This is a genomic window from Flavobacterium aquicola (genome assembly GCF_003385115.1).
GTDB classification, from domain to species: domain Bacteria; phylum Bacteroidota; class Bacteroidia; order Flavobacteriales; family Flavobacteriaceae; genus Flavobacterium; species Flavobacterium aquicola.
Map to the genome: position 1 here is coordinate 32,683 of NZ_QUNI01000001.1, position 26,768 is coordinate 59,450.

The window sequence follows — 26,768 nt, forward strand, 5'->3', positions numbered from 1 at the left end:
TAAGTTCTTTATTAGTATAGTACACCAAAAAGAGCCAGCACCTATAAAATATAACAAGGATTACAATTTGTTAACATTCTTAACAAAAGAGAAACAAAAGAAATACAATTATGAACACACAATAAGTATCCCTAATAATTTAATGTAGTAATTATTTCCAGCTTTCAACAGTTTAAGAGCCTTATTTATCTGATTTTCAACAGTACTAATCGATAAACTCTTTTGTTCTGCAATTTCTTTAATGGTCATGTTATCATAAAACCTAAGCGTAAAAATATCAAGACATTTTTTTGGTAAAATTTCATGAGCCTTTTGTTTTACTTCCTCCATTAAAATTTCTTTCGAAAATTCAATGGTTTGTTCATCTTCAATTAACTGCAGCGCCTCTTCAAAAATCTCTAGCTCAAAAGCCGTCAATTTTTTAGACTTAAGCTTTTTTGCACACTGATTTCTAACAGCCTGAAATAAATAGGCCGTAAAATTTTGTATATCAGTTTCGCCCATGCGCAGCCAAAAATCAATAAATATCTCTTGGATAATATCCTCAGCCGATTGTTTGTCTCTCAGAATATTAAAAGCAAAAACATACAATGCTTTCCAATTTTGTTCATAAACCTTATTGAAAACAAGTTTTTTATTTATGAAAGTATTATGTGTCATATTCAAAAAATAAATTTATAATTACTGCAAAGCTATAAGTAGCTTTGTAAATCTTTCATTTATGAATATGATGTTTTGATTAATTTTTAATACCGCTTACAGAAAGATTCTGTCGCATCTATGATGAAGTAAAAATTAGGATAAATTCTATTTTTATTTCACAAAATCAATATACAGATATTTGAAATTGATTATCATTTCTGAAAACTGTACAATTACATCTTGCCCGATATTCCCAAAATAATATTGATCGTGTTCTACTGTGGATTTGGTTTTTAAATCAACGTTTTTTAAATTAACTGGTTTATTATTTATAATTGAAGTTTAGCTTTTGAGCTTATAACCATCAGAACTTTCATTTCTTCCAGCACCACCAAAATTTAATTTTTCTTTAGAGATATTATCTTTAATTTGTTCTTCAAGTTTTTTAAGGAATGGATTATTCAGTATTGTGTGACCTGCTGCACTATAATTATTGATTCACGTCAAATTATGATTAGAACAAACTATATAACTTTGTTATTTTGAAAAATTACAGACAAAAAGCAGGTGTTCGACTGTCGAACAACTTGACATATTCTGGAAGCGATATTTTCTACTTTTAAATGACCATTTTGTAAAAAAGACAAAACCCTTATAAATAAAGAGATTAAACATCATTTTCCTACCCGATATATGAACATTAATAAGGGAATTAAGTGTTCGATTGAGAACCCTTCGATTCCACAAATTCATTTTCAAATGAAATCAAAAGCCTATAAATCTTGGGATTTAAAGGCTTTTTTGTTTTTACTGCTTACAAAAATCATCATTAAATCATAAGAATCCTGGCTGGCACATTTATACTAACTTGTAAACAGTTTAAGGATTGTATTTTTTTCCCGCAATCATGTATATTCCAAAAAAAACGGCAACAATTACAATTATGGGTACTTGGTCATGTGTAAGCAAAGTTGCATCCGTGGGATTTGGGTCATTAGGGTCGCCAAAATCTGGAGGATCCTGACAAAATGCGGCAGTGGATAAAAAAAACAGTATAAAAATATAGAGCATCTTTTTCATATATCAAGTATTATTGGCATGCAAACATTTTGACATTAAACATTAAATCCAAGGCTTTTAGAAAACCCAGCGGTATTTTAAAGGATTATTTTTTTGACAACTTTTTTATTTTCGTTATCTGTGACCTCAATAAGAACAGCCTGTCTGGCAAAACTTGATTTGTCACGCTGGAAACGTCTATCATTTATATTTTTATTTTCGGAAAGTAATCTTCCGAGTGTATCAAAAATTCTCACTGTTGTTATAACACTGTTGCTTTGAACAAATAGTGTACTATTTTTTGTGAATATTATTACACTGTTTTCAATTGCTGTCTGCGGGTCAATGCCTAAGCTGCCTTTTGTGTAAACTATTTCAAAACGCCCGTCAAAAGTTCCAATGGCACTGGTGAAATTATATGATGCTGTTTTGATGCTGTTTGTTGTTCCTGTCAGATTATCTTTGATCAGTATATCCTGATTTCCGCTAAATAATCCATCTGTTTTATAAACAGCAATAGTGAAAGTACCCGATTCTGTAGCTTTAAAACCTAATGGCACATTGTCGCCAGCTGTAAAAGGTAAAGCTCTGCCCTGAATACTGTATGCATCTCCCTCTATAATCGAATACAGCTCACTTCCTGAGCCTCCAAACTTTAATCCGTCATAGCCATAATCAATGCCACTGGTTGCTCCCTCCGCATAACCCACTAATATGGTATTTAAAGAACCATTGCTGTCACCGAGGGTGAGCCATATACGGTGTCTCTCAATATCAGGTTCTGCTGTATTGGATTTTAATGCACTTTGCTTAAAAAAGGGATTAGCTGTATTTGTTTTTCTCATACTGTTGGTAAAAATCATATTGCCCTGAGCTGTAGCTTTTACCAAAAATCCCTGACCGGTTTGTATGAGTCCGTTTGGAGTTACAGGACTGCTGCCAGTACCGCCGCCGCCAGCTGTTGCAGGCGTTCCTCCTGTGCCGGGATTCCAGAGGGCATAATTAGTCCCGGGCGGGAATTGCCCCGTTGCATCCATTGCTAAAGTGTGTGCATAAAAATACAGCGTACCAGTTATCATTGTACTGTTGGCATTTACCAGCTCAGTTCCGCTGATTGTTGATGGATATGGATTACCAATTCCGTTGTAGGCCGCACCAGTATTTTCCAATGGTGTTGTAATATTTCCGTTATTGGGAATACCCGTAAAACTTCCTCCCCATGCCGACTCTGCCGCAGGCCAATTATTCGGGGCGCGTACAGCAATAGCTTTCGCCAATGGAAAATAACCTGTTGCCGGTGTTGCCGTATAGGTATTATTTAGAATATTATAGACATAAAAACGGTTGGAGAGCGTATTGGGAGAAAATTGTTGCAGGGTTTGCGTGCCCGATACAGGACTGCACCATAAGGTGTGATCCAAACGCTTAATGGGTGCAGAATCCCGTAAAACAGTGATATTTCCGGAATTGGCTGTATCAGTAGTCTGTATTAAATTGGCATTACTCTGTAATGTAAAACTGCTGCCTGAAACCACTGTAAGTATTCCGTTTAAAGTCAAATTAATCCCCGATGGAATCAAAACAGCTGCATTATTGTTAACCGTTAAAGAACAGCACTCAAAAGAAGCTGCTGGCGTATAATTAGCTGAAATGATGACCGAAGCAGTACTGTTCGGCACACCGTTGCTCCAGCTTCCTGTCCAGGTGGTTGAGTTAATTGAAATTGCCGCAACAGACGAATAGACATTTGGACAGGTTCCATTTAGAACAACAGCACGGAAATAAGTAGTTGCTGTCAAAGGCCCCATTGAAGCTCCAGTAAGCGTAGTTGTGGTATTGGCAATATTTACCGGCGCTGTAAAACCCAAATCGGATGCGCTTTGCCAATAAATTACACTTCCCGTTTGACCGGTCAATGTAAGGTCTGCAGGAGTGTTTGCGGCACAAATAGTCTGATTTGATGAAACGGTTCCTCCAAGAACATCCTGAAGGACAGTGACATTATTATTATCTGAGGCCGTAATCCCATTGGCATCTTTTACAGTAACCGTATAATTTATCGTTCCAACAGATGAAGTCGGAGGTGCTGCAGTCTGCCCAGTTCCAAGACCCCCAGACCACAAATAAGTATAAGGAGCATCGCCACCAATTATGTCAGCGGTTAATGTGGCAGAAGCATTAAGGCAGAATGAACCGAATCCTGAAAGTATAACCGAAAATGAACCTCCCTTGATTCCTGTGAATGCAGAAGTTTGACCAGCTGTTAATGTTGCTCCTGTAGCTGTAAAACTATTACTTGCTAAAGCCGTGTACTTTACCCAGGGATTAGAGACCTGATTGAAAACACCATTTAGCTGACCGCCACTGATATCACCTTCAGTTCCTACAATGTCAGCTGCCAGATAATTAGCCGTAATGGTAGCCACAGCTCCTGTGATACCAGATTCTTTAACTTTCCAATACCGCGTGATGTTGTTAGAAGCACTTGAATTGTTTGGGTGAATGGCGTCAACAACAGCAACCCCCACATAGGCACTCGAAAAAGTACCTGCGGTTATGTTTACTGTAATTGGTGAATACTCCGCTGTATCTGTCATATCTCCTATTGGGAAGGTATAGGAACCCGTTCCTGTATAGCTTCTGCGCAGCTCTCCTGTTCCATTAGCAACTATCATATTGGATACAGAAAAACTACCGGAAACAGCATTAGCTCCTAACAGCAAATTATAATTTCCTAAATCTAAAATCCCTGAAGTAAGCGTTAAGGTTCCGTTTACAGTGGCATTAGTCGCTAAACTAACACCACCAAAGGTATTATTGATGGTTAAGTTATTGAATGCTGGAGCTGCTGCACCTGAAATAATTTGTGGTTCCATACCTGTCATAGCTATGGTTTTTCCAGTAAAATCAACAGACTGATTGAGCGTAAGATTATCGGTAATATTCAAAGAACTTGGAAAAACAGCTCCGGTTCCGTTAATGATTAAGTTGTGATAGGCTAGCAAACCTGTATTGGGGCTAACAACCGTTTGGTTGGTTCCTGAATAGATTACCGTGTTTTCAATGGCTCCTGAACTAAAACTTCCGTTCAGTGTAAAAGTACCCGCAATTTGCATCACATTATCCGTTAAAGGACGCAGAGTGGCTCCTGAATTAATGGTAATATTATTGAAATTTGTGGAACCTGCCATCGTAGCATCGGGACTGGTAAAAATAACAGTACTTGTCCCAGTTCCTGGGTTATAGATTCCATTATTAATCCAAGCTCCAGCACCATTATTAATGGTAAATTGGGAATTGACCGGCGCATTTAGTATTCCTCCCGCATCGATATTTAAGGAACCCAATAGAACTGATGGGTTTAATATCGGGTCATTAGGCGTTGTGGTGGCATCGGGAATATACACCACGGTAAAGTCAGATGGGGTGGCATTTGGAGTCCAATTAGCAGCGGTAGTCCAGGAATTGCTAGACGACCCATTCCAGGTAAGTGACCCGGTTGCCGATTCATCTAATGTTAGTAAAACTTGTCCAAAAGTTCCAGTGAAATACAAACCAACATTCACGTTAGTTAGTTCCACCCAATTTTCGGTGGTGTTATAATTTGACCTTCCCTGTTCCAATGTTGTACTTGAGGCTACTATATGGGCCCAATCCACTAATTTTATTTCGTTATTTCCGTTTAATTCAGTATCTAAATAATGGGCCTGAATTACTGCTTTCGTTCCTGAAGCTCCAGTTTGTATAAAGTCATAAGTTCTGTTAATGGCTCCTGTTCTCCAGCTCGGGGCTGTTCCAATGGCAATTTTCAGACTCAGGGATGTTGGTAATGTTCCAATATTAGGAAAGATAATTGAAGTATAGGTGTTTCCAAATGTATAAAGGGTATTGGCAACAATTGAAGTTCTGGTTACTATCCCAGTAACATCTCCAACACCTGCATTTGTTGCGCTTCCCCCCATAGTCATTGTAAATGCTCCGGTTGAGAAACTTCCGATAGTAGCCGACGGATTGGGCTGCGGAAGGTTTAATATCCCATTTACTGTAAGCGAACTGGTCGCAATGGCACCCCCTGTAGTTGAAACAGTAAAATTATTGTAGGTGCCACTTACTGCAGTCTGCTGTGCCGACGCAGCATTGTAATTGATTGTTCCGCCCCATGTTTTTCCTGTTGGTATCGGGATGCTTGTGGTATTTTGAGTAGCAATAGTTCCATTATTGGCAATAGCAGATAAAGTCCCTGTTAAGGCGTTGGTTCCCATATTCAATGTTTGGTCGACGGCGGTTGTCAATGTACCATTGACAACCACTGGATTTAAAATTGTCACGGTATTAGAAGCAGTCGTATTGATGCTTAAATTATTCACTAGATTGGTGGTTCCCAAAGTAGTTTGGTCAAAACTCAATGAAGGGCTGACTGCACCGCTTATAATCAGGTTACTGGATGCACTGCCTTTTAATCCTCCCGAAGTAGTGTTTGTTACAGTTCCATTGAGGGTTAATGTATTGCCATTCATATCAACTTTACCTCCGTTAAGAGTCAAATCACTGGTAACAGTCGTACTTCCTGATAAAGTGGTATTTCCTAAAACAACAAAGTTTTCAGCTGTTCCGTTAAATGAAGCATAATTGGTTGAAGGATTAGCGACCATAACGATATCATCCAATCCAAACGCATCAAAATCTGTAGTACCTGAAACGGTGGCTCCTGTCCATCGGAAATAGTAATAACTGTTATTAGCTATATTCAAACCTGTTAACGTTACTACACGATAATATGCTTTCCATTGGGGTGACACATCGGCAGCTGCTGGTGAGATTACATTTAATCCGGAAACACTGGTGTAAGTGGAATTGTCTGCCGAATGACTGAAATTGAAACTACTCGATGCTGCCTGCTCATTATAGATATATACTTTATATCCTATACTTACCGAAGTTATCGCTGCTCCTGTCTGGTTCTGAAAGCGAAGCGTTGCCGAACCCGGTACAAAATCCCCGGTTGCTGGCTGTATTCCCAAAGCAAAATTATTGGCTGCAGTGTCAAAAGCATAGACTCCGCCCACCGTAACTCCTTCTGTTGCGGTTCCTCTGTCATAATCCTCACCATCGTTGCTTGTTCCTCCAAAAGCAATCGCACCATCACTAAATCCTGTGATTGCCCATGCATTGGAGTTTAACTCGCCACTAGTTAATGTTGGTGACAATCCTGCAGCCTGATACGTTCCTTCATTAACACCATCAACCGTAGTGTCAAATGTAATTGTATTGGTGACATTAGTATTGTATATCTGCCAGCCCACCGGTGCATTAAGTGTTGTTCTGTTTCCGGATGCCGGGCTTGTAGTTAAATAACTTTCGGTTCCTCCTGAACCGTTATAATCGTATACAGCAACATAATAAGCGGTGTTAGGTTGCAATCCGCTTACATTAACGGTATTACTGCTGCCTGAATATATTACATAATTCCCTGTACCAATTTCAGAGCCGGCTCCAAAAGAGTTTATGGCAGTATAGATAATACCATCTACCGGATTGGAATTAACAGCACTGCCACTTTTGATTAAAACCAAATGATTGGCACCATTACCATTCGTCCAATTGATATTAAAAGTAGTTGAAGTAACCGTTGTAAAAGTAACTGCTGTGGCTTGTACTGTTGGTTTCGAGGCAATAACTGTAGCTGCAACTGCGACAGATTTCGTAGTTCCACCAGTAGTACTATTGTCGATAGCCGCCGAATATAATCCTGATGGTGCTGAAGCTTTAACCCGGGCATAAACTGTTACTGGCGTAAGTACATTTCCAGTTCGGGGAAGCGTTACAGACCCTGAATAAGTGCTGTTATTTGTTGACACTTCAAAATTAGCGGGAGCTGTAACAATAACGTCAGCTGTTAAATTACTGCCGCTTACTGTGTAGGTTTGTGCTGCAGAAACAGTCCCGGTTATCGTAGTCATTGCAGTTAAACCACTAGTGGAAAGACTTATGTTTGGCACTCCTGCAGGGTCAATAGTAAATGTTTGTCCATTAGAAACGGCTACACCATTAGCTACCGTTATGGCAGCTGTTCCTGCAGAAGCAATATCGGCTGCCAATACAGCAGCAGTAAGCTGTGTAGCCGAAACAAAAGTAGTTGTTCGGTTACTGCCGTTCCAACGGACTGTACTAGTACCGCTGACAAAACCAGTCCCGTTAACCGTCAGTGTAAAAGCTCCGGTTCCTGCTACTTTAGAAGGTGGCGATATGCTTGTAATTGTTGGAACTGCTACTGTCACCTTTACATTATCAAAGACCGCCGTTTGATTGGCTCTTGTACTTGAATTCCAAAAAGCGCCCATTATAGGCAAAACACTTGAGGCATAGGTGCTGTTTATTGCAGTCCCTTGTAAAGTCAAACTTCCGCTATTGGGGTCTAAAAAAGCGCTGCCATCATTTCTGACAAATAGCTGCCAGGTATTTGTGCTTGGAGTATAGGTTACTTTTACACTCAAATAAGTATTTCCAAAATCAGCTAGTCCTGAAGTATTCGATGCCAATATCTGTGTTGTTGTTTGAAGACCGCCTGAATAGCTTACCAATTTCAAAGGATCCGTTTTTCCAGAATTACCAAGTATAACTGCATAGCCTGTCCCGACGGAATTAGTAGTTCCCGAGGTTCCTGCTAAAATAAAAGCAGCGCCATAAAGACCGGAAGTAAAACCACTGGGATTGGCCCGTAGCTGTCTCATGTTGAATGTCCAGGTGACCATACCCGGATTTGAACTTAACGCTGTATTATAAGGTGCTGTAAAACTTGAAGTGCTGGTGGAAATCATATTCCAGCCATTGGCATTTGCAGCCGCAGAAGCATCGTTTGAAAGCGTTGCCGTTCCGCCGTTGATGCGCGCACCAAAATCAGTTCCACTCGTAGAATGGCTCCAAACTGTACTTGTACCAACAAAGCCCGCTGTAGTTGTATAACCAGTTCCGGCAGAAGCTGTAAAATCAGCACTGAAGACCGTTGCAGTGGATTGTGAATTTGCAGAAACAGCAAATAACAATGTCACAAAGCCAGCAAATATCCGGCAGATAAAGTTAGATAGCGATTTAATCATGTTTGCAAAATTTAAAATTATACGGATTTTGCCACTTTTTCTCTGCCTGTGGTGCGTGAACTCAAAATCCCATTAAAAAGTCATTTTCAAAACGTTATGCATCATTAAATGTACACTTTAATTTACAATTTGCTACTCTATACGTGCCTTTTTTTAAATATTTTTCATTCAAAAAAAATATATTAAACTGTATTACAGGTGATTACGTAAAAATAAAAAATAAATTAAAATAATCTTATACTTACAAAAAAACTATTTTAAAATATTCTACAAACACAACCTGCTTATTATCAAATTATTAAAATAAAAAAATCATAATTCAAAACTAAATATATTAAATTAGGTGCCACAAATAATGCTTTAAAAAAGCTTTTTGTATTTTGCTAAAAGTAAAATTTGAAACTGAGCTGCCTCTGATTTTGACAAAAGCTTAGATTTTTCAAAAAAAATAAAATAGGTTAAAAACTTTTTTGCTTGACGATATAATTCGAAAGTATCGTAAGATCCTAAATAACATCCGCAATGTTATTCATCGCTTTTTAACTAAAAGGCTGATGTAATTTATTAATGTAAAGTTGTATGCTATTGTAGGTATATAATAGTAATATGATTACACTTTTCATGTATAATTTGTTTTTCAATTTCAGAAAATTTGTAAAATTGGGAACGGCATTACAAATTAATTTAATCTCATTTGAATGTATTAATTGAGCAGAAGTTTGATACTATCAAAGTTATTAGAAATTATGGAATCTCTGCATAGTTAGAAATCCCATAATTTGTATTGAAATAGAGTGCGAGGTTCTCGTACAATTAAAAAAGTTTTTTACAAAAATGTGCCAAACCTTTCAAAATGGCAGGTATATCCATTCGGTTTTTTAACGAGGTAGTCTTGATGATAATCTTCGGCAGGCCAAAAAATAGAGAACGGCTCAAGGGTAGTTACTGCTTTACCCTGCCAGCGTCCTGATTCGTCAACTATTTTGATAACTTCCTCTGCCGTTTTCTTTTCCTCTTCATCCTGTATAAAAAGAGCTGACCTGTAACTTGAACCCCTGTCATTTCCCTGTCTGTCCAGAGTGGTAGGATCGTGTACTCTAAAAAAATAGTCAAGCAGTTCCTTATAGGAAGTTTTAGTATTGTCATAAATAATTTTAAGACCCTCCGCATGTCCAGGGTGGTTTTCATAAGTCGGGTTTTCATTCTGACCACCGATATAACCTACCTCTGTGTCTATTACTCCCGTCCTTGTGCGAAACAGGTCTTCCATTCCCCAAAAACAGCCACCTGCGAAATACGCCATCTTTATATTTTCCATAAAATAAACAATGATTAAATTAATAAATCTGTTTTATACAAAGTTACTTAACATGCTATAAAAGATCCTGCCAGAAATACTCCTAAATATTTATTATACAATAAAAAATAGTGATAGAAGAAGTTTATTATACATCTATTCTGGATGAAGCATCTGCTATTTTCATTGGTATATTACAGACAAAAATCAGGTATTCGACTGTCGAACACCTTGACATATTCTGGAAGCGATATTTTCTATTTTTAAATAACCAATTTGATTCGAAAAAATCTAAAAAAAGACACATTATTGATTTTTAGAAAACAATTCGACAAAAACTAAAAAAAAGACAAAACCCTTATAAATAAAGAGATTAAACATCATTTTCCTAGACGATCTATAAACATTAGTAAGGGAATTAGGTGTTCGATTGAGATTCCAGTGACTCAACTGGGACCGTTTAAAGCCAGCTTCTCGAAGTTGACAAAACATACAAAATGTCTCGAAATCCTTTAAAAGCCTGCAAATTAAAAATTTGCAGGCTTTTTTTATACAATTTTGGTATAAAAACTGCTTTTTTATACCAAGTAAAAATTGCATATTCGTAACAAATACAATATCTAATGAATGACTACTTAATTGGAATAGGAAAAAGAATAAAAGATATTCGGAAAAAAAATAAAAAAACAATCAGTACAGTAGCCAATGCTGCTGATGTAAGTAATGGTCTGATATCCAGAATTGAAAACGGAAGAACAATACCGTCGCTGCCTGTTTTATTGAATATTATAAATGCTTTAGAAATTGAGGTTTCGGATTTCTTTGAAGGAATGCCAAAACCTACAGGAGCAAATTACATTGTTTCGCGCGCTAAGGACAATTCAATTATAGAAAAAGAAGACGATGCAAAAGGTTTTACTTATGAGTACATTTTTGGAAAACAGCTTTCATCAATCGGTTTTGAAGCGGTCTTGCTGGAAGTGAAACCCAATTCTAAAAGAGAAAAAGTGGAAACTGACGCTTTTGAATACAAATATATGCTCTCTGGAGAATGCGTGTATGTTATTGGAGACGATGAAGTGCTTATAAAAGAAGGCGACTCCATATTTTTTGATGGCAGAATTCCACATGTTCCTATAAATCGCAGTAACAGTTCGGCAAAGATGCTGGTTCTTTATTTCTTTTTCAACACACAAAGAGAATAAAGCTATTGCGATTTTTTAAAATTTTATCACATGCATAATTCATGAAAGAAAAAAACTCCTCCCTATTAAAGTATCAGGAAGGAGAAGAAATAACTAATCTTTACAAGAGTACTGCTCTTAATTCTGTCAAATTATTTATTATAATCGTTGGATTTGCATTCTGTATTTGTTCTCTGGTTTGTGCACCAGTTAAAACTCCTGCTGTCATACCGCAATTAGCACTTTTACCTTCCTCAATATCAATAGCTGAATCACCAACTTTCAAAACTTTTTTAGGATCATTTATTCCTGTAAGTTCCATAGCTTTCACAATCATATCGCCGTCAGGTCTTCCGTTTTTAACATCATCGGAGGTAACCAAAGCATCAATAGTTTCTCCTACTGACCAGCCTAGTTTTAAGAGTAAATTATTAGCCGTAATAAAATCATAGCCTGTGTTTAAAACGACTTTGATGTTGTTATTTCTTAAATCCTTAAATAGTGCTTCAGTTCCTTCAAAAGTTTTTACTTCTAAATCAGCGTATGCTTTTTCTAATGCCGGCTTAAAATTAGAAAATACCTTTTGAGCAGTTACTTCAACAGTTTCTGAATTGGTACATTCTTTTAAAACATCATAAATGGCCTGGTATTTTTCTTTACCAGCGCCGTAATTCAAAACATTATCCAGCGATACATTATAACCCTCATCATTTATCACTTTTTGAACTGTTTTATATACTAGATTCCCTTCATCAACAGTAGTTCCGGCCATATCAAATACCACCAGTTGTATTTCTTGCTTCATTATTTATTAAAAATTTTAATTATATTTTCTTTTGAAAAACCTGCACTTCCAGTCATTCCCTTGCCTCCAATTCCTGTAATAATATGAATGTTTTCTCCAATTGTATGCTCAAAAACATCTTTAGTTTTACATTGCGAATACATGCCAAACCATCTGTTCTGAATTTCATAATTAGGCAGATTAATAATTTTTTTGGCTTCTTTTATCATAAATTTATCAATATCCATATCCAGGTTAAAACCTAAATCATCTATATTTTCCGCCGATGCGTATTGATGTGAATCTCCTAAAATTACTGATCCGTCCGCAGCCTGTTTAAATAAAATATGTACTCCCCATTTTTTCTCTAAAGAGTCTGGATTTTCTTTTGCTTTTATTTCATTAAAAGACGGACACTCATAAAACGATTCATAACGCCTAATCGACAAACCGGTCAAAATTGATCCGTCCAATTTGTAATTTTTCTGAGGTTTAGTCTGCAGCATCTGCAATTTTGAAACCTCTAAATCACTCCTGAAAAACAACTCAGGATATAAATTTTTAAATTCACTGCCATTGCATATAATTACTTTTTTAGCAAAATAATGTTCCTTTGATGCACTTTCTAAGATTATACCTTCAGGTAAATTTTCGCAATTTAAAATAGCCGTATTCATGATTAATATTAGTCCCAAATGCTGTATCATATATTCCTGAAGTCTGTAAATCATCGATCGTGGTTCGACAGTAACTTCTTCAGGGAAAAACAATCCTGCTTTTACGTAACCAGTATCTAAACCCGGATATTTATCTAAACATTCTTTTTTATTCAATAAAACTGACGAATAATTATTGACTTTATTAATTTGGGACAACTCCTCAATAAGCTGTACTTCCTCATCATTTGAAGCCAAATAAACAGAACCATTCTGTCTAACAGAAATATCAAACTGACTTTGAATTTCTTTGTAAATATTTAAACTTTCCCTTCCGTAAGCCTGCCATTTTGAATCCATTCCAGAAGGTACTACTTGTCCAAAGTTTTGAATTGTAGCACTTTTGGGCATTTTATCTTTTTCAATTACGGCAACTTTCATTCCCGCTTTTAATGCATGATATGCGTGAAAAGTTCCCAAAACACCACCGCCTACAACGATCAAATCATATTGTGTTTTCATATGAAGATATTTATTGTTTTTTATTGGTCATATGTAGTTCGCATATCTTCGTTGGTGTTTGCTACCAATATTGAGCTATGCTCATTTCATTTAAACGAATTGATAATTTATATTTTGTTTTTTAATCTTCTTCTTTTTGTTGTTCAGATAAACCATAGAACTCACAGTTACAGCTATTCCCATAACTGCAATTAGGTAGGCGCTACTCATAAAAAAATCCAGCCAGGACACATTAGACTGTCCAAAATTTTTGTACAATAAAACGGTAACGCTTCCCAAATATCCAAATGCATCTGCGATGTAAATAAAAAAACCTGCATTGCCTTTAATTTTAAAAGCGGCTATAAAGCGGTCAAAAAACAAACAGTTAAAAGGAACATAGCAAATGTATAAACCAAATCCTGATACGACCATCCAGCTAAATGGACTAATAGCTTGGTTGTGAAACAAATAAGTAGAAAAACCAATCGCTATTGAACCCAATAATAGTAACGTATGATAAAAAAATAATGCTTTCATATTGTCTCTAAAATAGAATGCAGCTCCTAAAACCAGCAGTACAATACAAGCCACTATTATTTCTGAACTTGTGTAAACACCCATATCATCTTTATAACCAAGGCTGTCCCATAATTCGCGGGCAAAATTATCCCTGAAATCACGAAAAGCAGTGAGATATGTATAAAATAAAACCCAGATAGTTATCGGAAATGAAAACTGCAGCAACACCTTTTTCCGGTCTTTGTTACTCATTGGAATGCGCTCCGAACGCAAAACAATATCTTCTGGAGAAGGCTTTGGAATTCTTTCTAACATCCAGCTAAAAAATAGTAAGGGTCCTATAAATAAAAGTCCTGTAATCGCCGGCATCCAAAACTCTGAAAAATGCAACGAATTCATCACATAAAATCCAGCCGATTTTACTACTCCGCTAGAAACAATAAAACTGGTGCTTAATGCAACACCTAATATTTCGGTAAATTTTCTTCCTTCCAGATACGAGAAAACAATTCCCCAGATCATACCCAAAGGCACTCCATTCAAGAACATAAAAAAGATATTATATGGTTTTGGTACCAAAGCAAAAAGTACCAGAGCGATCTCTGCAATGCCTATTAATCCCAGCAGATAAAATAGTCTTTGGCTTGCTTTTAGTTCTGAAATGATTTTAATTCCGATGAATTTAGAAATTGCATAACCAACCACCTGCGCAATAATTAAAAGGATTTTATAATCGATATGGAATACTTCTAAACCTTCAAAAGTGGCGACTGAAAAAGGTTTTCTGAAAGCATACATACAAAAATACACTCCAAAAGAAGCCAGTGACGCATTCAAAACAAAGAGTATATCCGACTTTTTACTTTTCATTGAACTATTTTTTAAGTATTTCTAAAGGCTGTCCTTTCATTTGATCATCTTTTGCAGTATCAAAAAATTGCAGAACTGTTGGTGCAATCTGATTGCTGTACAGCTGTTCTTTTGCCGTTACCTCGCCAAGAGCCTGAATGCCGTTTCCAAACACAACTAACCACACCTGATCAGCTCCCTCAATCTTAGAACCGTGACTTCTCCACTGATCCAACGGCTCTGTTCCGCGCCCGTGATCTGTCGAAATAATAAAAAGAGTATTGTCTTTATAAAAAGAATCTTTTTGGGTAAATTTCCATAAGTCTTCAATTAAGCCATCGGCTGCATTTGCTGATTTTAAATAAGCCTGATAATTGCCATCATGTGCAAAATCATCTGTTTCTCCATAAGATATATAAACCAGTTCCGGGTGCTCTCTTTTCATATACTCTACTGCATAATTCGAAGTAAAAGCATCAAATCGAACAGAATCCCATGGTGACGGCACTTTTGGCTGCAGCTCATTCAAAAACACTTCTCTAGCAGAAATTTTATCACCCTTTACAGTTTCAAAACCAGCATTTACAGGTATTCCTGAACGCTCTTCGTTGATAATAAAGGGAAAAACATCCCAGCTCCCAAAAGCGGCAACTTTATTTTTATATTTAGAAAGTGAATTGACTTTCTCTAAAACCGTAGTATTAGGATTATTGAACTTATCGTTGCTGTTAATTCGCTTATCATCAGCCGCACCAGTCAAAATCTCATTGTAACCCGGATATGAAAACCACATTTTATTGGTCAAATTCACATTACTTCCTAAGTTTCTATTACCGTGTAATTGTCCCATTTTAACAACTTCATTCCAGAAAAAAGGCATTAAAACAGTTCTTCTTTCCTGTGGCGTATTTCTCCAAAATCTCTCCTTCAAAGCTGTTGTATCTTCTGCATACTTTTTTGTAATTAGCTTACTGTCGGCTCCAGTAAACAGTTCCTGCCAGCGAAATCCGTCTAAAGTAATCAGGACTATTTTTGGATTTTTTACTGCTTTTTTTTCCTGTGCCTCTGCTCCTAAAAAGCTAAAAACACATATAACTGCTATAATTATTTTTTTCATTTTTATTTGTTTTTAATTTTTAAATATTTTTCTTTTGGTTCTACTGAAATATAGTAAACATTATTTTTTTTTTACACATTAACACATTAACATCCATTAAGATACAGATAAAAAACTTAATATTCTTAATTGTTCAAATCTTTAAAAATGGTTTTCATCTTTAAATTCTACACAAATACCAAATGAACTTTTCTTTTTAATCTTCCAATGAAAGTTCGCTCAGACTTTCATCTAGTATCTTTAACGCAGTCTGTAGCTCTTCTCTTGTAATGGTCAGCGCTGGTGATAACTGCAAAACGTTGCCCGCAGAAACTTTAAAGCTTAATCCTTTTTTAAGACAAGCATACATTACTTTTTCTGCTTCGTTTACAGCTTTTTCTTTGGTTATGCGGTTTTTTACTAATTCTACTCCCCACAAAAGACCTCTGCCACGGATATCGCCAATAACCGCATATTTGGTTTTTAGTTTTTGCAATGCTTCTTCCATAAAAAGAGCATCGTCATTTACTTTCTTCAAAAGATTTTCATCTTCAATAAATGAAATGGTGGTTAAAGCAGCAACAGCTCCCAGCGGACTTTTTTCATGCGTATAATGTCCTAAAGAAATGTCGCCAAAAACATTATACTCATCTCTTGTAATAATTGCAGCCTGCGGCATAATACCACCGCCTAAACCTTTGCCTATGCAGAGAATATCGGGCTCAATATCATAATGTTCAAAAGCAAACATTTTTCCTGTTCGGCCTAAAGCTATCGGGATTTCATCCAAAATCAATAAAACGCCATATTGAGAACAGAGTCTGCGGGCTTCTTTCCAAAAGTTTTTTGATGGAATTTGAACATCGGTATTCCTGATCGTTTCAGCGATAAAAGCGCCAATATCATTTTCTTTAGAAAAAACATATTCTAAATATTCTAAACACTTTTGTTCATTGTTTTCAAAAATACCGCGATACGTTACCGGTGGAGGAATGCGTTCTACACCCGGCATTAACGGTCCCATATATTCCCTAAAAACAGATTCTCCTCCCACACTCACTGCGTCTAAAGAAGCTCCGTGAAAGGAATCCCAAAAAGAAACTACTTTAAACTTTTTCGTAATCGCTCTTGCCAGTTTTAGCGCAATGCCAATGGCTGAACTTCCGTTGGGTGTAAGCAGTACGCGATTTAAATCTGACGGACATAGGGATGCTAATTTCTCTGCAAAATCAATTGCTGGTTTATTTGTAAAACGTCTTGGTGAAAAAGGAAGTATTTGCAGCTGTTCGATTAAATTTTCAATCAATTTGGGATTTGCATACCCAATTTGATGTACGTTGTTTCCATGAAAATCCAAATATTTTTTACCAGAAATGTTTGTAATATGAGCACCTTCACAAGATTCTAAAACATCTAAACAAGGCGTTGACATCGATTGATGCAAAAAATAACGCGCATCTTTTTCTAAGAGATTCTTTGTCTGCTCATTATTTTCAGATGCATTCCAGAGTGCTCTTTGCGAGGTCGAGTTAATATCTCCTTCGGTTTTTTTATTGGTATTGAGATTATTCATGCAATCGAATTTGGTTCTTTTACTGCTTTTATTTTACCTTACTGCTTAAAAATCGAAGAAGGAATAATTTGTTTTGGAATTCCTGCTGTTTCATAGTAAACGTCTAACCAGCCTCCTCCTCCGCCATTAAACCAAACAACTTCTAAAGGATAAACTCCCGATTTCAGCTTAATTTCGCCTGATTTTTCTATTATACCGTGATCTCCGTCATTATTTGCCACGATTTCATTATTGACTTTCAAAATACTGCCGTCATCAGATCTGGTGTAAAACTTATAAACTCCTTCTTTTTCGATAGTAATTGTAGTTTTAAACCGCACTGCGGTATTATCTTTAATCTTTGAATTGATTTCTTCGGAACTTATTTCAAAACAATTTCCTTTTTCATTCGGAACCAGATTATCTAAAAAAGGAATACCGCTTAAATTTGACAGATAAAATATTTCATAAGAAACAGGAGGCTGAAAACCGGCTGGAATTACTCTGAAGAAAGCTTCACTTACCAGACTGGCTATACTTCCATTTTTGAAAACAGCACTTTTTACAACTGCATTTTTATCTGTTTTAAAAGGAGTTTTATACAAAAGAGATTTACCCGAAGGCATGGATCCATCGGTTGTATATCTAATTTCGCCTTCACTGCTTGGATTTTCGATTACCACTTCAGCTTGATTGGTAAACAGCCCGCCGGCTCTTTTGCTTAAAACTGCTTTGGGTAAAATGACAGGCGCTTTAACTCTTTTTGTCATCGGATAATTGTCTTGATCGCTGTATCCTTCAAAAGCATTTTTTACTGGTCTGCCAATGCAGGCAATCGGCATTTTTAAGCCTAAAGTAAAAGCCACAGTTGCAGCATTATCATATTGGTAAACAGGAAAATCAATCGTATAATTTTTCTTCACTGATTTTCCCCAGACAATAAACGGAATCTCCACTTCCTGCAATGATTCACCGCCATGACCTTTGCCTATGCCCCCGTGGTCTGAACTCACAATCACTATCGTTTCGCCTGCCATTGCTGAGCTTGTTATTGCCTGCATCACTTGACCTAATAAAACATCTGCTTTTTCTACAGCTTTATAATATTCGGGACTGCCGTGACCGTATTCGTGTCCGGCATGATCGACGTGATCAAAGTGCACAAATGTAAAAACAGGCTGTTTTGATTTTATATAACTGCTGGCTTTAAGTGCAGTTTCGTCTTCTGTTTCAGGATTAATATCATAGGTAACAGCGCTTTTTTCAAAGAGTCTTCCAAAACCTGTCCAATGGTAAATCGCTCCTATTTCGGCATTTTTTTTCTGATCATGAATTAATTTAAAAATGGTTGGAAAAAGAAAATCCTCACCTTGCACAACTGCAGGAAGAACAAAATTATTTTTCTCCCAGTCGTTTGAAGTGATTCCGTGCTGCTCTGGTCCTGCTCCCATAATCATTGACGCCCAATTGGTACTTGAACTTGATGGCAGTACCGACCTTGCATGCATAGTCGAAGCACCTTCTTTTATTAATTTATCAAAATTTGGGGTTTTGGCATTTTCAATTCCATTTGGGCTCAATCCGTCAAAACCAATAACTACAACATGTTTTACTGCTGAAAAATCTTTTTTATTCTGTGAAAAACAAGACCATAGCGAGAATATCGCTATGATCATGATTAAATTTTTGGTATGTTTCATTATGCTCTTATTTTAAAAGCCACATAACTGCATTAATATCATCAGTTCCTCCGTATTGGCTAGCTAATGCAGCTTTCACGTTTTCAGAATTTGTTTCGAATTCACTCTGCGGATATTTCCATCTCATTGGTATTTTACCATTGTTTTTATTTGCTGGTCCAACATCAAATTTTGGAATCCCTGTTCTTCTGTAATTGAAATAAGCTTCTCTTTCGGAATTTTGGAAAAAGGCAACATATTTTTGAGTCAGAATTTGTTCCAAGCCAGCAGTATTATTTCCTTTATAAACAACATTTGCATTGCTTAAGAAACTGGAAATATCAGTACTGGAAACATTGTAAAAGTCCATAGAAGCTTTGATTCCCTGGTTATAATAAGCTGCTGCACTGCCGTCGATCCATCCTCTGTTTATGGCTTCGGCAATTACAAACTGCTGTTCTGCGTATCCAAATAAGATATATCCTTCACCAACATAATTACTGTAGTATCTTTTCTCGCTAGGATATGATAATTTCCCTTCATCTGAAGCCACTTGCATAGAACCTTGTTCGTCTCCCGTATTTGCTGGGATATACGCATTTAAATTCAAAGGATCGTTTGCTTTAAAATAAAAGGCAGCAGGATCTGCAACTTTATAAATTCTTGGATCATTGTTTTGTTTAAGAATATTCAAATAGGTACCTGCCATGATATCTCTGTTTCTATTACGTCCAAAATTACCGGGGTTTAATGCATAATTATTACCGTTTTCATCTGAAAAATTACGTGTCATATTATCTTCAATCCCTCTCATTAATGGATATTTTGATGGGTTACTAATGATCCCTTTAAATTGGCTGATAACATTAATATCTGCTGTTTTTTTACTTAAACTGATCAGCACTCTTAAGTGAAATGAATTAATTGCTCTCTGCCATTTATCCAAGTCTCCTTTATATAAAAAATCACCTTGAACAGCGCCTGTCCCTACTTCTGCCTTTGCTGCTGTAATCTGATCATTTGCAGCATCTAAAAGTCTCAAAATCTCAATATAGACATCTTTCTGGGCATCGTATTTAGGCTTTGTAATTGGATCATCACTTTTAGCTTTTAGCGATTCAGTCATTGGGATGTCCCCCATTCTTTTAGACATATAATCTAAAAAGTAAGCATCGAAAAATTTTGCTAAAGCTGCATATTTATTTTTTGTATCTAATTTCTCTGCTTCTTTTACCATTGCCTGAACATTAGACATAGTCGTGTAACGCAATGGTGCTGAGCCCCAGTTGTAATCCTGCTCCCCGTAATAGTCAAAAGATATTGCCCAAAACTGGTTGTCTCTCTGCGCGCTGGACCACGGACCTTCATCATCGACATTATTCATTACCCGTAAAACTTCTGTCAATAACATCGATGGCGGAACACTTGTTGCACGATTTGGATCATCGGCCAAATCTTCAAAATTAGTACACGCTCCCACCATAAAAACCATTACAATAATTAGTACGCTTTTATATAGTTGTATTGTTTTCATTTTTGCTCGTTTTTAAAATTTAAAGTTTAAGTTAATACCGTAACTTTTTACAGTTGGAGTTTGCAATGGCGAAGCACTTTCGTCTAAAAACTGATCTAAATCAATATTTTTATTTTTTGAGAAGTACAGTAAATCTCTCCCCACAAGAGAAATAGAGGCATACGTCATAAATGAATTTTTTATGAAAGAATCCGGAAAACTGTAAGTCAGGCTTATTTCTCTTAATTTAAAAAACGTTTTTTCTATAATATTTGCTGCATAATTTCCGTGGTATGATTTTGCATAATCCTGATAATACATTTTGGTTGTATTTGGAGCAAAAGTTCTTGTATCAGTAATAGTATTTCCCTGACCGTCAGTAATTAATTCTCCACCTGTTATGACAACACCATCAGTCACGTATGACTTTATTCCTTTCACATCATTAGCTCTTTCGGGCGTATCACTATCAGCATGTCGTCCGCTCTGCCACATTTTTTGGTTTACATAGTTTTCGATTTTTCCGCCATAACGTCCGTCAAATGTGAAATTCAATGCCAGATTTTTATAATTCAGATTATTTGTAATACCCATTGACCAATCTGGTGCTTTGTAACCAACTTTAGTTTTATAAGGATTAATAAGCGGTTTTCCGTCATTACCTACGATTAATTTCCCTTCATTGGTTCTCATAAAATCATTAATGAAAAAACCATCAACACGATCCCCAATGTTTATTAATCCGTTATTATCAATACCTGGATAAACCTCTTTTAGATATTCTTTATACGTTGACCAGTTCACTCTGAAATCCCAATTGAAATTGGCACTTTTTACTGGTTTCACAAAAGCAGATAATTCAAATCCTTTTGTTTCAGTTGTTATACCATTTTGTTTACTTCCTTGATAACCTGAAGTTTCAGAATATTTCAAATCAAAAATCTGTGGTCCATTTGTATTTTGGTAATAAGTAACATCGAAGCCAAATCTGCTTTTAAACATTCTTGTTTCCATACCAAATTCTGCTGAGGAGTTGAATGCTGGTTTTAATTGGTCGTTGTTCAAAATTTCTCCTACGTAAGCTGCGTTATATGTAACGCCATCGATAGTAAAAGGATCCCTTAATCTGTAAGTGTCAAGATTACTGTAAATATCCAATGAGCCACCAACTTTTGCAAACGAAGTTCTTACTTTCAGAAAATCTACTAAAGGAATATCTACAATTTCACTTATAACAGCACTTAAACCAACAGATGGGTAAAAGAAAGTATTGTTTTGTTCAGGTAATCTCGAATCGGTATCAAATCTTCCGGTAGCACCTAAAAACAGGAATGATTTGTATGACAAATCCATTGAACCATACCAGCTATTGGTTTGATAATGGCTGTTATAACTTGTTGGCTGCATTGGAGTCTGGCTATTGCTCAACGTGTACAAACCAGGTATAATCAAATAATTAGTTGTAGCGTAAGAATTTCTATATTTTTCAATATTTATATTGGCACCAAGAGTAGCTTTAATTTCAAAATCGCTAATCGTTTTATCATAGTTCAACATAAAATCAGAGTAATTTTTGAATCTGTAATCATATTGTTCTTTGTAATCTCCTTCAGCCTTTTCCCTATCATAAGTAGTCATGGAATAAGGAAATTTTTCATTTCTGAATAAATTACTCACTGACATATTTGTTCTTATCAATCCTGAAAAACTATCATTAAACTGATGATTTAAACTTATCTGACCAGAATAATCATTTTTATAATACCCTCTCAGCCATTCATGAGCCATGAAATTAGGATTGTTATATCTAGTATATTCGAAGTTTTTTTGCTGAAGACCTTCTTTACCTTCCTGCCAATAATCTCTTAAATCTCTAATATCGTAATCAGCTCCGCCCCAGATCAGCATATTGTAGATGTAACTATTTGGTCCGTATTGTACGTTCGGGTTATTTGGAGAAGTTTGAAAATTGAAATTTGAACTGGCATCAACCCAAGTTTTATCACTCAGATTGTATTTTCCGCTTAAATTGAAATTATAAATATCTAATTTGGTATTTGGATTAATTCCGTCCTGATGGGTATTTGATAATGAAAAGCGGATATTCCCTTTATCAAAATTAGAAGCTAAAGATAAATTGTTAGTCGAAAGCAGTCCATCTGTCATGAAATTATCAAAATTGTTTGCTCCTCTTGCAAGCCAAGGCGTCGGAATAAGTTTTCCATTGGCATCAAGCGGGCTGTCATACTGTGTAATTAGCTGTCCTTCAAACTTTGGTCCCCACTGATCATAATCCGCGTCATTAATACCGCCACCTTTTCCATCAACGAAAGCATAATTCCCATAAGAACCCGGACCATATGCATTTTGAGTTGTTGGAACAGCATTAAACCCACCTTGGATCATTGAGTTATGATTAAATTCTACCACATAACCTTTTTTGTTACTGGCACCTCTTTTAGTTGTGATCTGCACCGCACCGTTTCCTCCAACTGAACCATATAGCGCAGCGGCATTTGCTCCTTTCAAAACATTGACACTTTCAATATCATCTGGACTAATATTCCACGTATCAGTTCCCAAAGGAACTCCATCTACCACGATTAAAGGGCTTTTACCCCTCAAATACATTTTAGGACTGGTAAAAAATTCAGGTGATGCAGCAACAATCAAACCCGATACTTTACCTGAAAGTGAGTTCATAATATTAGCATCTCTACCTTTAGTTAAATCTCCCTCAACTTCCTGAACCGAATAACTTAATTTTTTCTTTTCCTTTTTAATTCCTAAAGCAGTTACCACTACTTCGTCCAGTTTTTGAGAATCAGGAATTAGTTTGAATACGCCAGAAGTTTTGCCTGCAGTTTCAAAATTTGCAGTTACATAACCCAGAAAAGAGATTTGTAATACTTCATTATCTTTTTTTAATTCAATTTCAAAATTCCCATTGGAATCTGCATTAACTGCAGTAGAAGTTCCTTTAATCAGCACCGATGCAAAGGGCAAAGGCATACCGAGTTCATCAATTATTCTCCCTTTAAAAGTGCTTGTTTGAGCCACAATTAATGATGTGGAGAACATCATTACAAAAATCATTAAAGTTTTTAAGTTTTTCATTAGCTATTCAAATAGTTACTATTAGTAAATTTTTACAACACAAATGTGAAATAAATTTTACCATATGTAAACTTTTTGATTTTAAGAAATCCTTAACAAGTCTTTATTGTATTGTCAAATTAATGTTACCTAAGAAATTTAGTATGCTTTTTTAAGTGATAAGCATCTTATAGAAGTTCTAACAAATAAAAGTGCAGGAAGCAATAAAGCCATATATCCAGATGTCGCAGAAAGTCTTCTACAAAATCATTTAAATGAAACAGAAAGCCTGTAAATAACAAAATTTATAGGCTTTTTTTGTGTATTATTTCGAGAACTCAAGAATTCCTATATCATGGAAAGCAATTGAATATAGTTACATTTTTAAGGAAAACATTTGAATTCTAAAAATACATTATCCCAATATAAAAACGGTTAATCCTCTTGCTCCGTGTGCTCCTAAAACTAATGACTGCTCAATATCGGCAGTTTTTGAAGGCCCGGCGATAAATGTTCCAAAACCATATTCCTGATTTCCAATACGGTCATAAGCTTGATGCATTTTGGCAACAATATCTTTTTTATTAACAATTATTGCTAAATACTGCGGGATAAAAGTCGAAACCCTTTGTCCCATAATTTCATCTGTGACCCAAAGTGCACTATTTTCGGCTACGCCAAAATGCGCTTTAACTAGAATCTGTTCGGCATTCTGCAAAGAATGAGGATCATCGTTGGTCCATTCCAGATTTGCCACTTCAGAAAGTTCTGGAAGAGTGGTTAGTATACGTTTACTGATATCGAAATTTTCTTTAACAAAAGCAACAATTTCAGCATAACTTGATACTTCTGCAAAATCTCCTCCAATGCTTTTTAAAATCGTTTTATACTGTTCTAAAACATCTAAATTAGATTCTTTCAAAGGTTCTAAATTTGGAAGTTCGTTCAGATCTTTTGGCTGATTTTGTTTTATTTTTTGTAAAATAGATTCTTTACTGCTCATCATTTTTCCCTTTCGCTGATTTACTGTTTTTCTTGTACCATTCTTTAAAAGATTCTTCAGGCACTTCAGGCATTTCACGCTGGTCGTACCATTTATTCAGTTTATTATTTACCAAACCAGGCAGATTTTTCATTGCAAAACGGCCGGATTTACCAACAATTTCAAACACCATTGGATTGGCTAAAACTGCTGCCATAGTTTTCATCGCTATCGTTTTGGCTTTTGGAGTATAACCCTCTTTTACCAAAACCTGTCTCCATTTGTACAGCTGATCATGAATATCAATTTTTACAGGACAGACATTTGTGCAGGAACCACATAAAGTACTGGCAAAAGGCAAATCGGCATTCTTTTTCATGTCCAGATTAGGAGCTAAAATCGAACCAATTGGTCCAGCAACGGCATTGTGATAACTATGTCCTCCGCTTCGTCTGTACACTGGGCAGGTATTCATACAGGCGCCACAACGGATGCATTTCAATGAATTCCTAAATTCTTCTCTCCCTAACTGCTCACTTCTTCCATTATCAACGATAACGACATGAATCTCTTTGCCCTCTCTTGGTTTTTTAAAATGACTGGAAAAAGTTGTTATTGGCTGTCCTGTGGCACTTCTTGCTAATAATCTCAGGAAAACACCTAAATGTTCCCGCTTCGGAATTAATTTTTCAAATCCCATACAGGCAATATGAACGTCAGCTAAATGCGCTCCCATATCAGCATTCCCTTCATTGGTGCACACCACGAATTCACCAGTTTCGGCAACTGCAAAATTTACTCCTGTTAAAGCTGCTTTACGTGTCAAAAAAACATCTCTTAAATGATGACGGGCCGATTCTGTTAAATACTGCGGATCAATATTTCCTTTTTCGGTACCAAGATGTTCATGAAAAGTTTCACTGACATCTTCTTTTTTAAGGTGAATAGCCGGCAGAACAATATGGCTTGGCGGTTCATTACGAAGCTGAACAATACGCTCTCCTAAATCTGAATCGATAACATCAATGCCGCGTTCTGTCAAATAATCATTGAGATGACATTCTTCGGTAAGCATCGATTTAGATTTTACCATTTGTTTGATGTTGTTTTTTTCTAATATCGAATGAACTATAACATTGTGCTCCTCGGCATTAGCTGCCCAGTGAACTATAATTCCGTTTTTCTGAGCATTGGTTTCAAATTCTACCAAATAATCATGGATATTTGAAAGGACATTGAGTTTTATTTGTGAAGCCGTTTCTCTAAGCAGTTCCCATTCCGGAATCTGATGTGCCGATTTATCTCTTTTTTCACGAACAAACCAAAGTGTTTCGTCATGCCAATTGACACGCTCCTCATTTTTATTAAAAATGGCTGCAGCTTCGCTATGCGGTATTGTTTTATTTGAACTCATTATTTCTTTATAAATGATAAAACTACACTTTGAATGTATTCAAAATCTCAGCAATATGAATTGTTTTAATCGGGCTTTTTTGTCTTTTCAAAATTCCTTCTAAATGCATTAAACAAGACATATCTACACCAGTTATATAATCAACATGATGTTTTTCGTGATCTTTGATACGGTCTTGACCCATTTTAACAGAAATAGCTTCTTCGGTCACACAAAAAGTACCTCCAAAACCGCAGCACTCATCTTTTCGGGATAAGGAAACTAAATCTATTCCTTTTATTTTGGTCAATAATTGTCCAGGTTTTGAAAAAAAAGGAGCGTTTAATTCACTCATCTGCGAAAGCTTTAATCCACGCTGCCCATGACAGCTTTGATGCATTCCAACTCTGAACGGAAAATCGCCCTCAATACTTTCTATTTTTAAAATATCGGTTATAAATTCGGTCAACTCATAAACAGACGAACGAAGTTTTGCTGCCAGTTCTTTGTTGGTATCGCTGTGTAAATGTTCTTTGACATGCATTACACAACTTCCGGAAGGACAGACTATGTAATCAAAACCGGCAAAATTGGCAATGAAATTAGCATCGCAGCCTTCGGTTAAATGCTGATAACCACTATTGGCCATAGGCTGTCCACAACAGGTTTGTTTCATCGGAAAATCAACATAGCAGCCTAACTTTTGCAATAATTCATAAGCCGCAATAGCTGCTTTGGGGTAAAATTGGTCGACGTAACAGGGAATAAAGAGCGCTGCTTTCATTTTATATTTGATTCGAATTCATCTTCAAAAATAGATAAATTACTTTTCAATACCTTCCAGCTTCGGGTTCTTTTTTCTTAGG

General features: G+C 36.2%; 16 protein-coding genes. 1 reads left to right on the plus strand and 15 read right to left on the minus strand.

The window, feature by feature from the left end:
- Positions 1–108: 108 nt before the first annotated feature.
- The 4 genes from C8P67_RS00110 to msrA form a co-directional block, all read right to left on the minus strand.
- On the minus strand, positions 109–660 hold the full coding sequence (locus C8P67_RS00110; protein ID WP_115809130.1) for an RNA polymerase sigma factor: 552 nt from the start codon (positions 658–660) through the stop codon (positions 109–111).
- Between the two features lie 861 nt (positions 661–1,521).
- Positions 1,522–1,722, minus strand: coding sequence for a hypothetical protein (locus tag C8P67_RS00115; protein ID WP_115809132.1), 201 nt, complete (start codon positions 1,720–1,722; stop codon positions 1,522–1,524).
- A 77-nt stretch (positions 1,723–1,799) separates the two neighbouring features.
- Positions 1,800–8,798, minus strand: coding sequence for a hypothetical protein (locus tag C8P67_RS00120; protein WP_115809134.1), 6,999 nt, complete (start codon positions 8,796–8,798; stop codon positions 1,800–1,802).
- Between the two features lie 826 nt (positions 8,799–9,624).
- On the minus strand, positions 9,625–10,116 hold the full coding sequence (gene msrA, locus C8P67_RS00125) for a peptide-methionine (S)-S-oxide reductase MsrA (RefSeq protein ID WP_115809137.1): 492 nt from the start codon (positions 10,114–10,116) through the stop codon (positions 9,625–9,627).
- Positions 10,117–10,718: 602 nt separating this feature from the next.
- Here msrA and C8P67_RS00130 point away from each other — a divergent pair.
- Positions 10,719–11,300, plus strand: coding sequence for a helix-turn-helix domain-containing protein (locus C8P67_RS00130; protein WP_115809139.1), 582 nt, complete (start codon positions 10,719–10,721; stop codon positions 11,298–11,300).
- Positions 11,301–11,400: 100 nt separating this feature from the next.
- Here the strand turns inward: C8P67_RS00130 and C8P67_RS00135 are convergent, their stop codons facing one another.
- The 11 genes from C8P67_RS00135 to C8P67_RS00185 all read right to left on the minus strand — a co-directional run bounded on the left by C8P67_RS00135 (position 11,401) and on the right by C8P67_RS00185 (position 26,686).
- Positions 11,401–12,084, minus strand: a complete 684-nt coding sequence (locus C8P67_RS00135; RefSeq protein WP_115809141.1) for a phosphonatase-like hydrolase — start codon at positions 12,082–12,084, stop codon at positions 11,401–11,403.
- On the minus strand, positions 12,084–13,241 hold the full coding sequence (locus tag C8P67_RS00140) for a TIGR03364 family FAD-dependent oxidoreductase (RefSeq protein WP_115809143.1): 1,158 nt from the start codon (positions 13,239–13,241) through the stop codon (positions 12,084–12,086). Before C8P67_RS00140 ends, C8P67_RS00135 begins: the two co-directional genes overlap by 1 nt.
- Before the next feature lie 90 nt (positions 13,242–13,331).
- The gene (locus C8P67_RS00145) at positions 13,332–14,612 is read right to left on the minus strand and encodes a DUF5690 family protein (RefSeq protein ID WP_245980346.1); all 1,281 of its coding nucleotides are present in this window, start codon (positions 14,610–14,612) and stop codon (positions 13,332–13,334) included.
- Positions 14,613–14,616: 4 nt separating this feature from the next.
- On the minus strand, positions 14,617–15,708 hold the full coding sequence (locus tag C8P67_RS00150) for an alkaline phosphatase family protein (protein WP_115809147.1): 1,092 nt from the start codon (positions 15,706–15,708) through the stop codon (positions 14,617–14,619).
- 196 nt (positions 15,709–15,904) lie between these two features.
- Entirely contained in the window at positions 15,905–17,260 is a 1,356-nt protein-coding gene (gene pbfA, locus C8P67_RS00155) for a (R)-1-hydroxy-2-aminoethylphosphonate ammonia-lyase (RefSeq protein WP_115809149.1), read from the minus strand.
- A 38-nt stretch (positions 17,261–17,298) separates the two neighbouring features.
- A complete protein-coding gene (locus tag C8P67_RS00160; protein WP_115809151.1) occupies positions 17,299–18,939 on the minus strand; it encodes an alkaline phosphatase family protein in 1,641 nt (546 codons plus the stop codon).
- A 7-nt stretch (positions 18,940–18,946) separates the two neighbouring features.
- A complete protein-coding gene (locus C8P67_RS00165; protein ID WP_115809153.1) occupies positions 18,947–20,452 on the minus strand; it encodes a SusD/RagB family nutrient-binding outer membrane lipoprotein in 1,506 nt (501 codons plus the stop codon).
- Between the two features lie 12 nt (positions 20,453–20,464).
- On the minus strand, positions 20,465–23,548 hold the full coding sequence (locus tag C8P67_RS00170) for a SusC/RagA family TonB-linked outer membrane protein (RefSeq protein WP_115809155.1): 3,084 nt from the start codon (positions 23,546–23,548) through the stop codon (positions 20,465–20,467).
- A 394-nt stretch (positions 23,549–23,942) separates the two neighbouring features.
- Positions 23,943–24,530 carry a LutC/YkgG family protein gene (locus C8P67_RS00175; RefSeq protein WP_115809157.1) on the minus strand — a complete coding sequence of 196 codons (588 nt, stop codon included), beginning with the start codon at positions 24,528–24,530 and terminating at the stop codon, positions 23,943–23,945.
- The gene (locus tag C8P67_RS00180) at positions 24,520–25,923 is read right to left on the minus strand and encodes a lactate utilization protein B (RefSeq protein WP_115809159.1); all 1,404 of its coding nucleotides are present in this window, start codon (positions 25,921–25,923) and stop codon (positions 24,520–24,522) included. Before C8P67_RS00180 ends, C8P67_RS00175 begins: the two co-directional genes overlap by 11 nt.
- 22 nt (positions 25,924–25,945) lie before the next feature.
- Positions 25,946–26,686 (minus strand): (Fe-S)-binding protein, encoded by a 741-nt coding sequence (locus C8P67_RS00185; RefSeq protein WP_115809161.1) that lies wholly within the window; start codon positions 26,684–26,686, stop codon positions 25,946–25,948.
- Positions 26,687–26,768: the final 82 nt, after the last annotated feature.

Excerpts from the sequence above, each read along its gene's own strand:
- C8P67_RS00110 (WP_115809130.1), bottom strand. The coding sequence starts at position 660 with ATGACACATAATACTTTCATAAATAAAAAACTTGTTTTCAATAAGGTT.
- C8P67_RS00115 (WP_115809132.1), bottom strand. The coding sequence starts at position 1,722 with ATGAAAAAGATGCTCTATATTTTTATACTGTTTTTTTTATCCACTGCC.
- C8P67_RS00120 (WP_115809134.1), bottom strand. The coding sequence starts at position 8,798 with ATGATTAAATCGCTATCTAACTTTATCTGCCGGATATTTGCTGGCTTT.
- msrA (WP_115809137.1), bottom strand. The coding sequence starts at position 10,116 with ATGGAAAATATAAAGATGGCGTATTTCGCAGGTGGCTGTTTTTGGGGA.
- C8P67_RS00130 (WP_115809139.1), top strand. The coding sequence starts at position 10,719 with ATGAATGACTACTTAATTGGAATAGGAAAAAGAATAAAAGATATTCGG.
- C8P67_RS00135 (WP_115809141.1), bottom strand. The coding sequence starts at position 12,084 with ATGAAGCAAGAAATACAACTGGTGGTATTTGATATGGCCGGAACTACT.
- C8P67_RS00140 (WP_115809143.1), bottom strand. The coding sequence starts at position 13,241 with ATGAAAACACAATATGATTTGATCGTTGTAGGCGGTGGTGTTTTGGGA.
- C8P67_RS00145 (WP_245980346.1), bottom strand. The coding sequence starts at position 14,612 with ATGAAAAGTAAAAAGTCGGATATACTCTTTGTTTTGAATGCGTCACTG.
- C8P67_RS00150 (WP_115809147.1), bottom strand. The coding sequence starts at position 15,708 with ATGAAAAAAATAATTATAGCAGTTATATGTGTTTTTAGCTTTTTAGGA.
- pbfA (WP_115809149.1), bottom strand. The coding sequence starts at position 17,260 with ATGAATAATCTCAATACCAATAAAAAAACCGAAGGAGATATTAACTCG.
- C8P67_RS00160 (WP_115809151.1), bottom strand. The coding sequence starts at position 18,939 with ATGAAACATACCAAAAATTTAATCATGATCATAGCGATATTCTCGCTA.
- C8P67_RS00165 (WP_115809153.1), bottom strand. The coding sequence starts at position 20,452 with ATGAAAACAATACAACTATATAAAAGCGTACTAATTATTGTAATGGTT.
- C8P67_RS00170 (WP_115809155.1), bottom strand. The coding sequence starts at position 23,548 with ATGAAAAACTTAAAAACTTTAATGATTTTTGTAATGATGTTCTCCACA.
- C8P67_RS00175 (WP_115809157.1), bottom strand. The coding sequence starts at position 24,530 with ATGAGCAGTAAAGAATCTATTTTACAAAAAATAAAACAAAATCAGCCA.
- C8P67_RS00180 (WP_115809159.1), bottom strand. The coding sequence starts at position 25,923 with ATGAGTTCAAATAAAACAATACCGCATAGCGAAGCTGCAGCCATTTTT.
- C8P67_RS00185 (WP_115809161.1), bottom strand. The coding sequence starts at position 26,686 with ATGAAAGCAGCGCTCTTTATTCCCTGTTACGTCGACCAATTTTACCCC.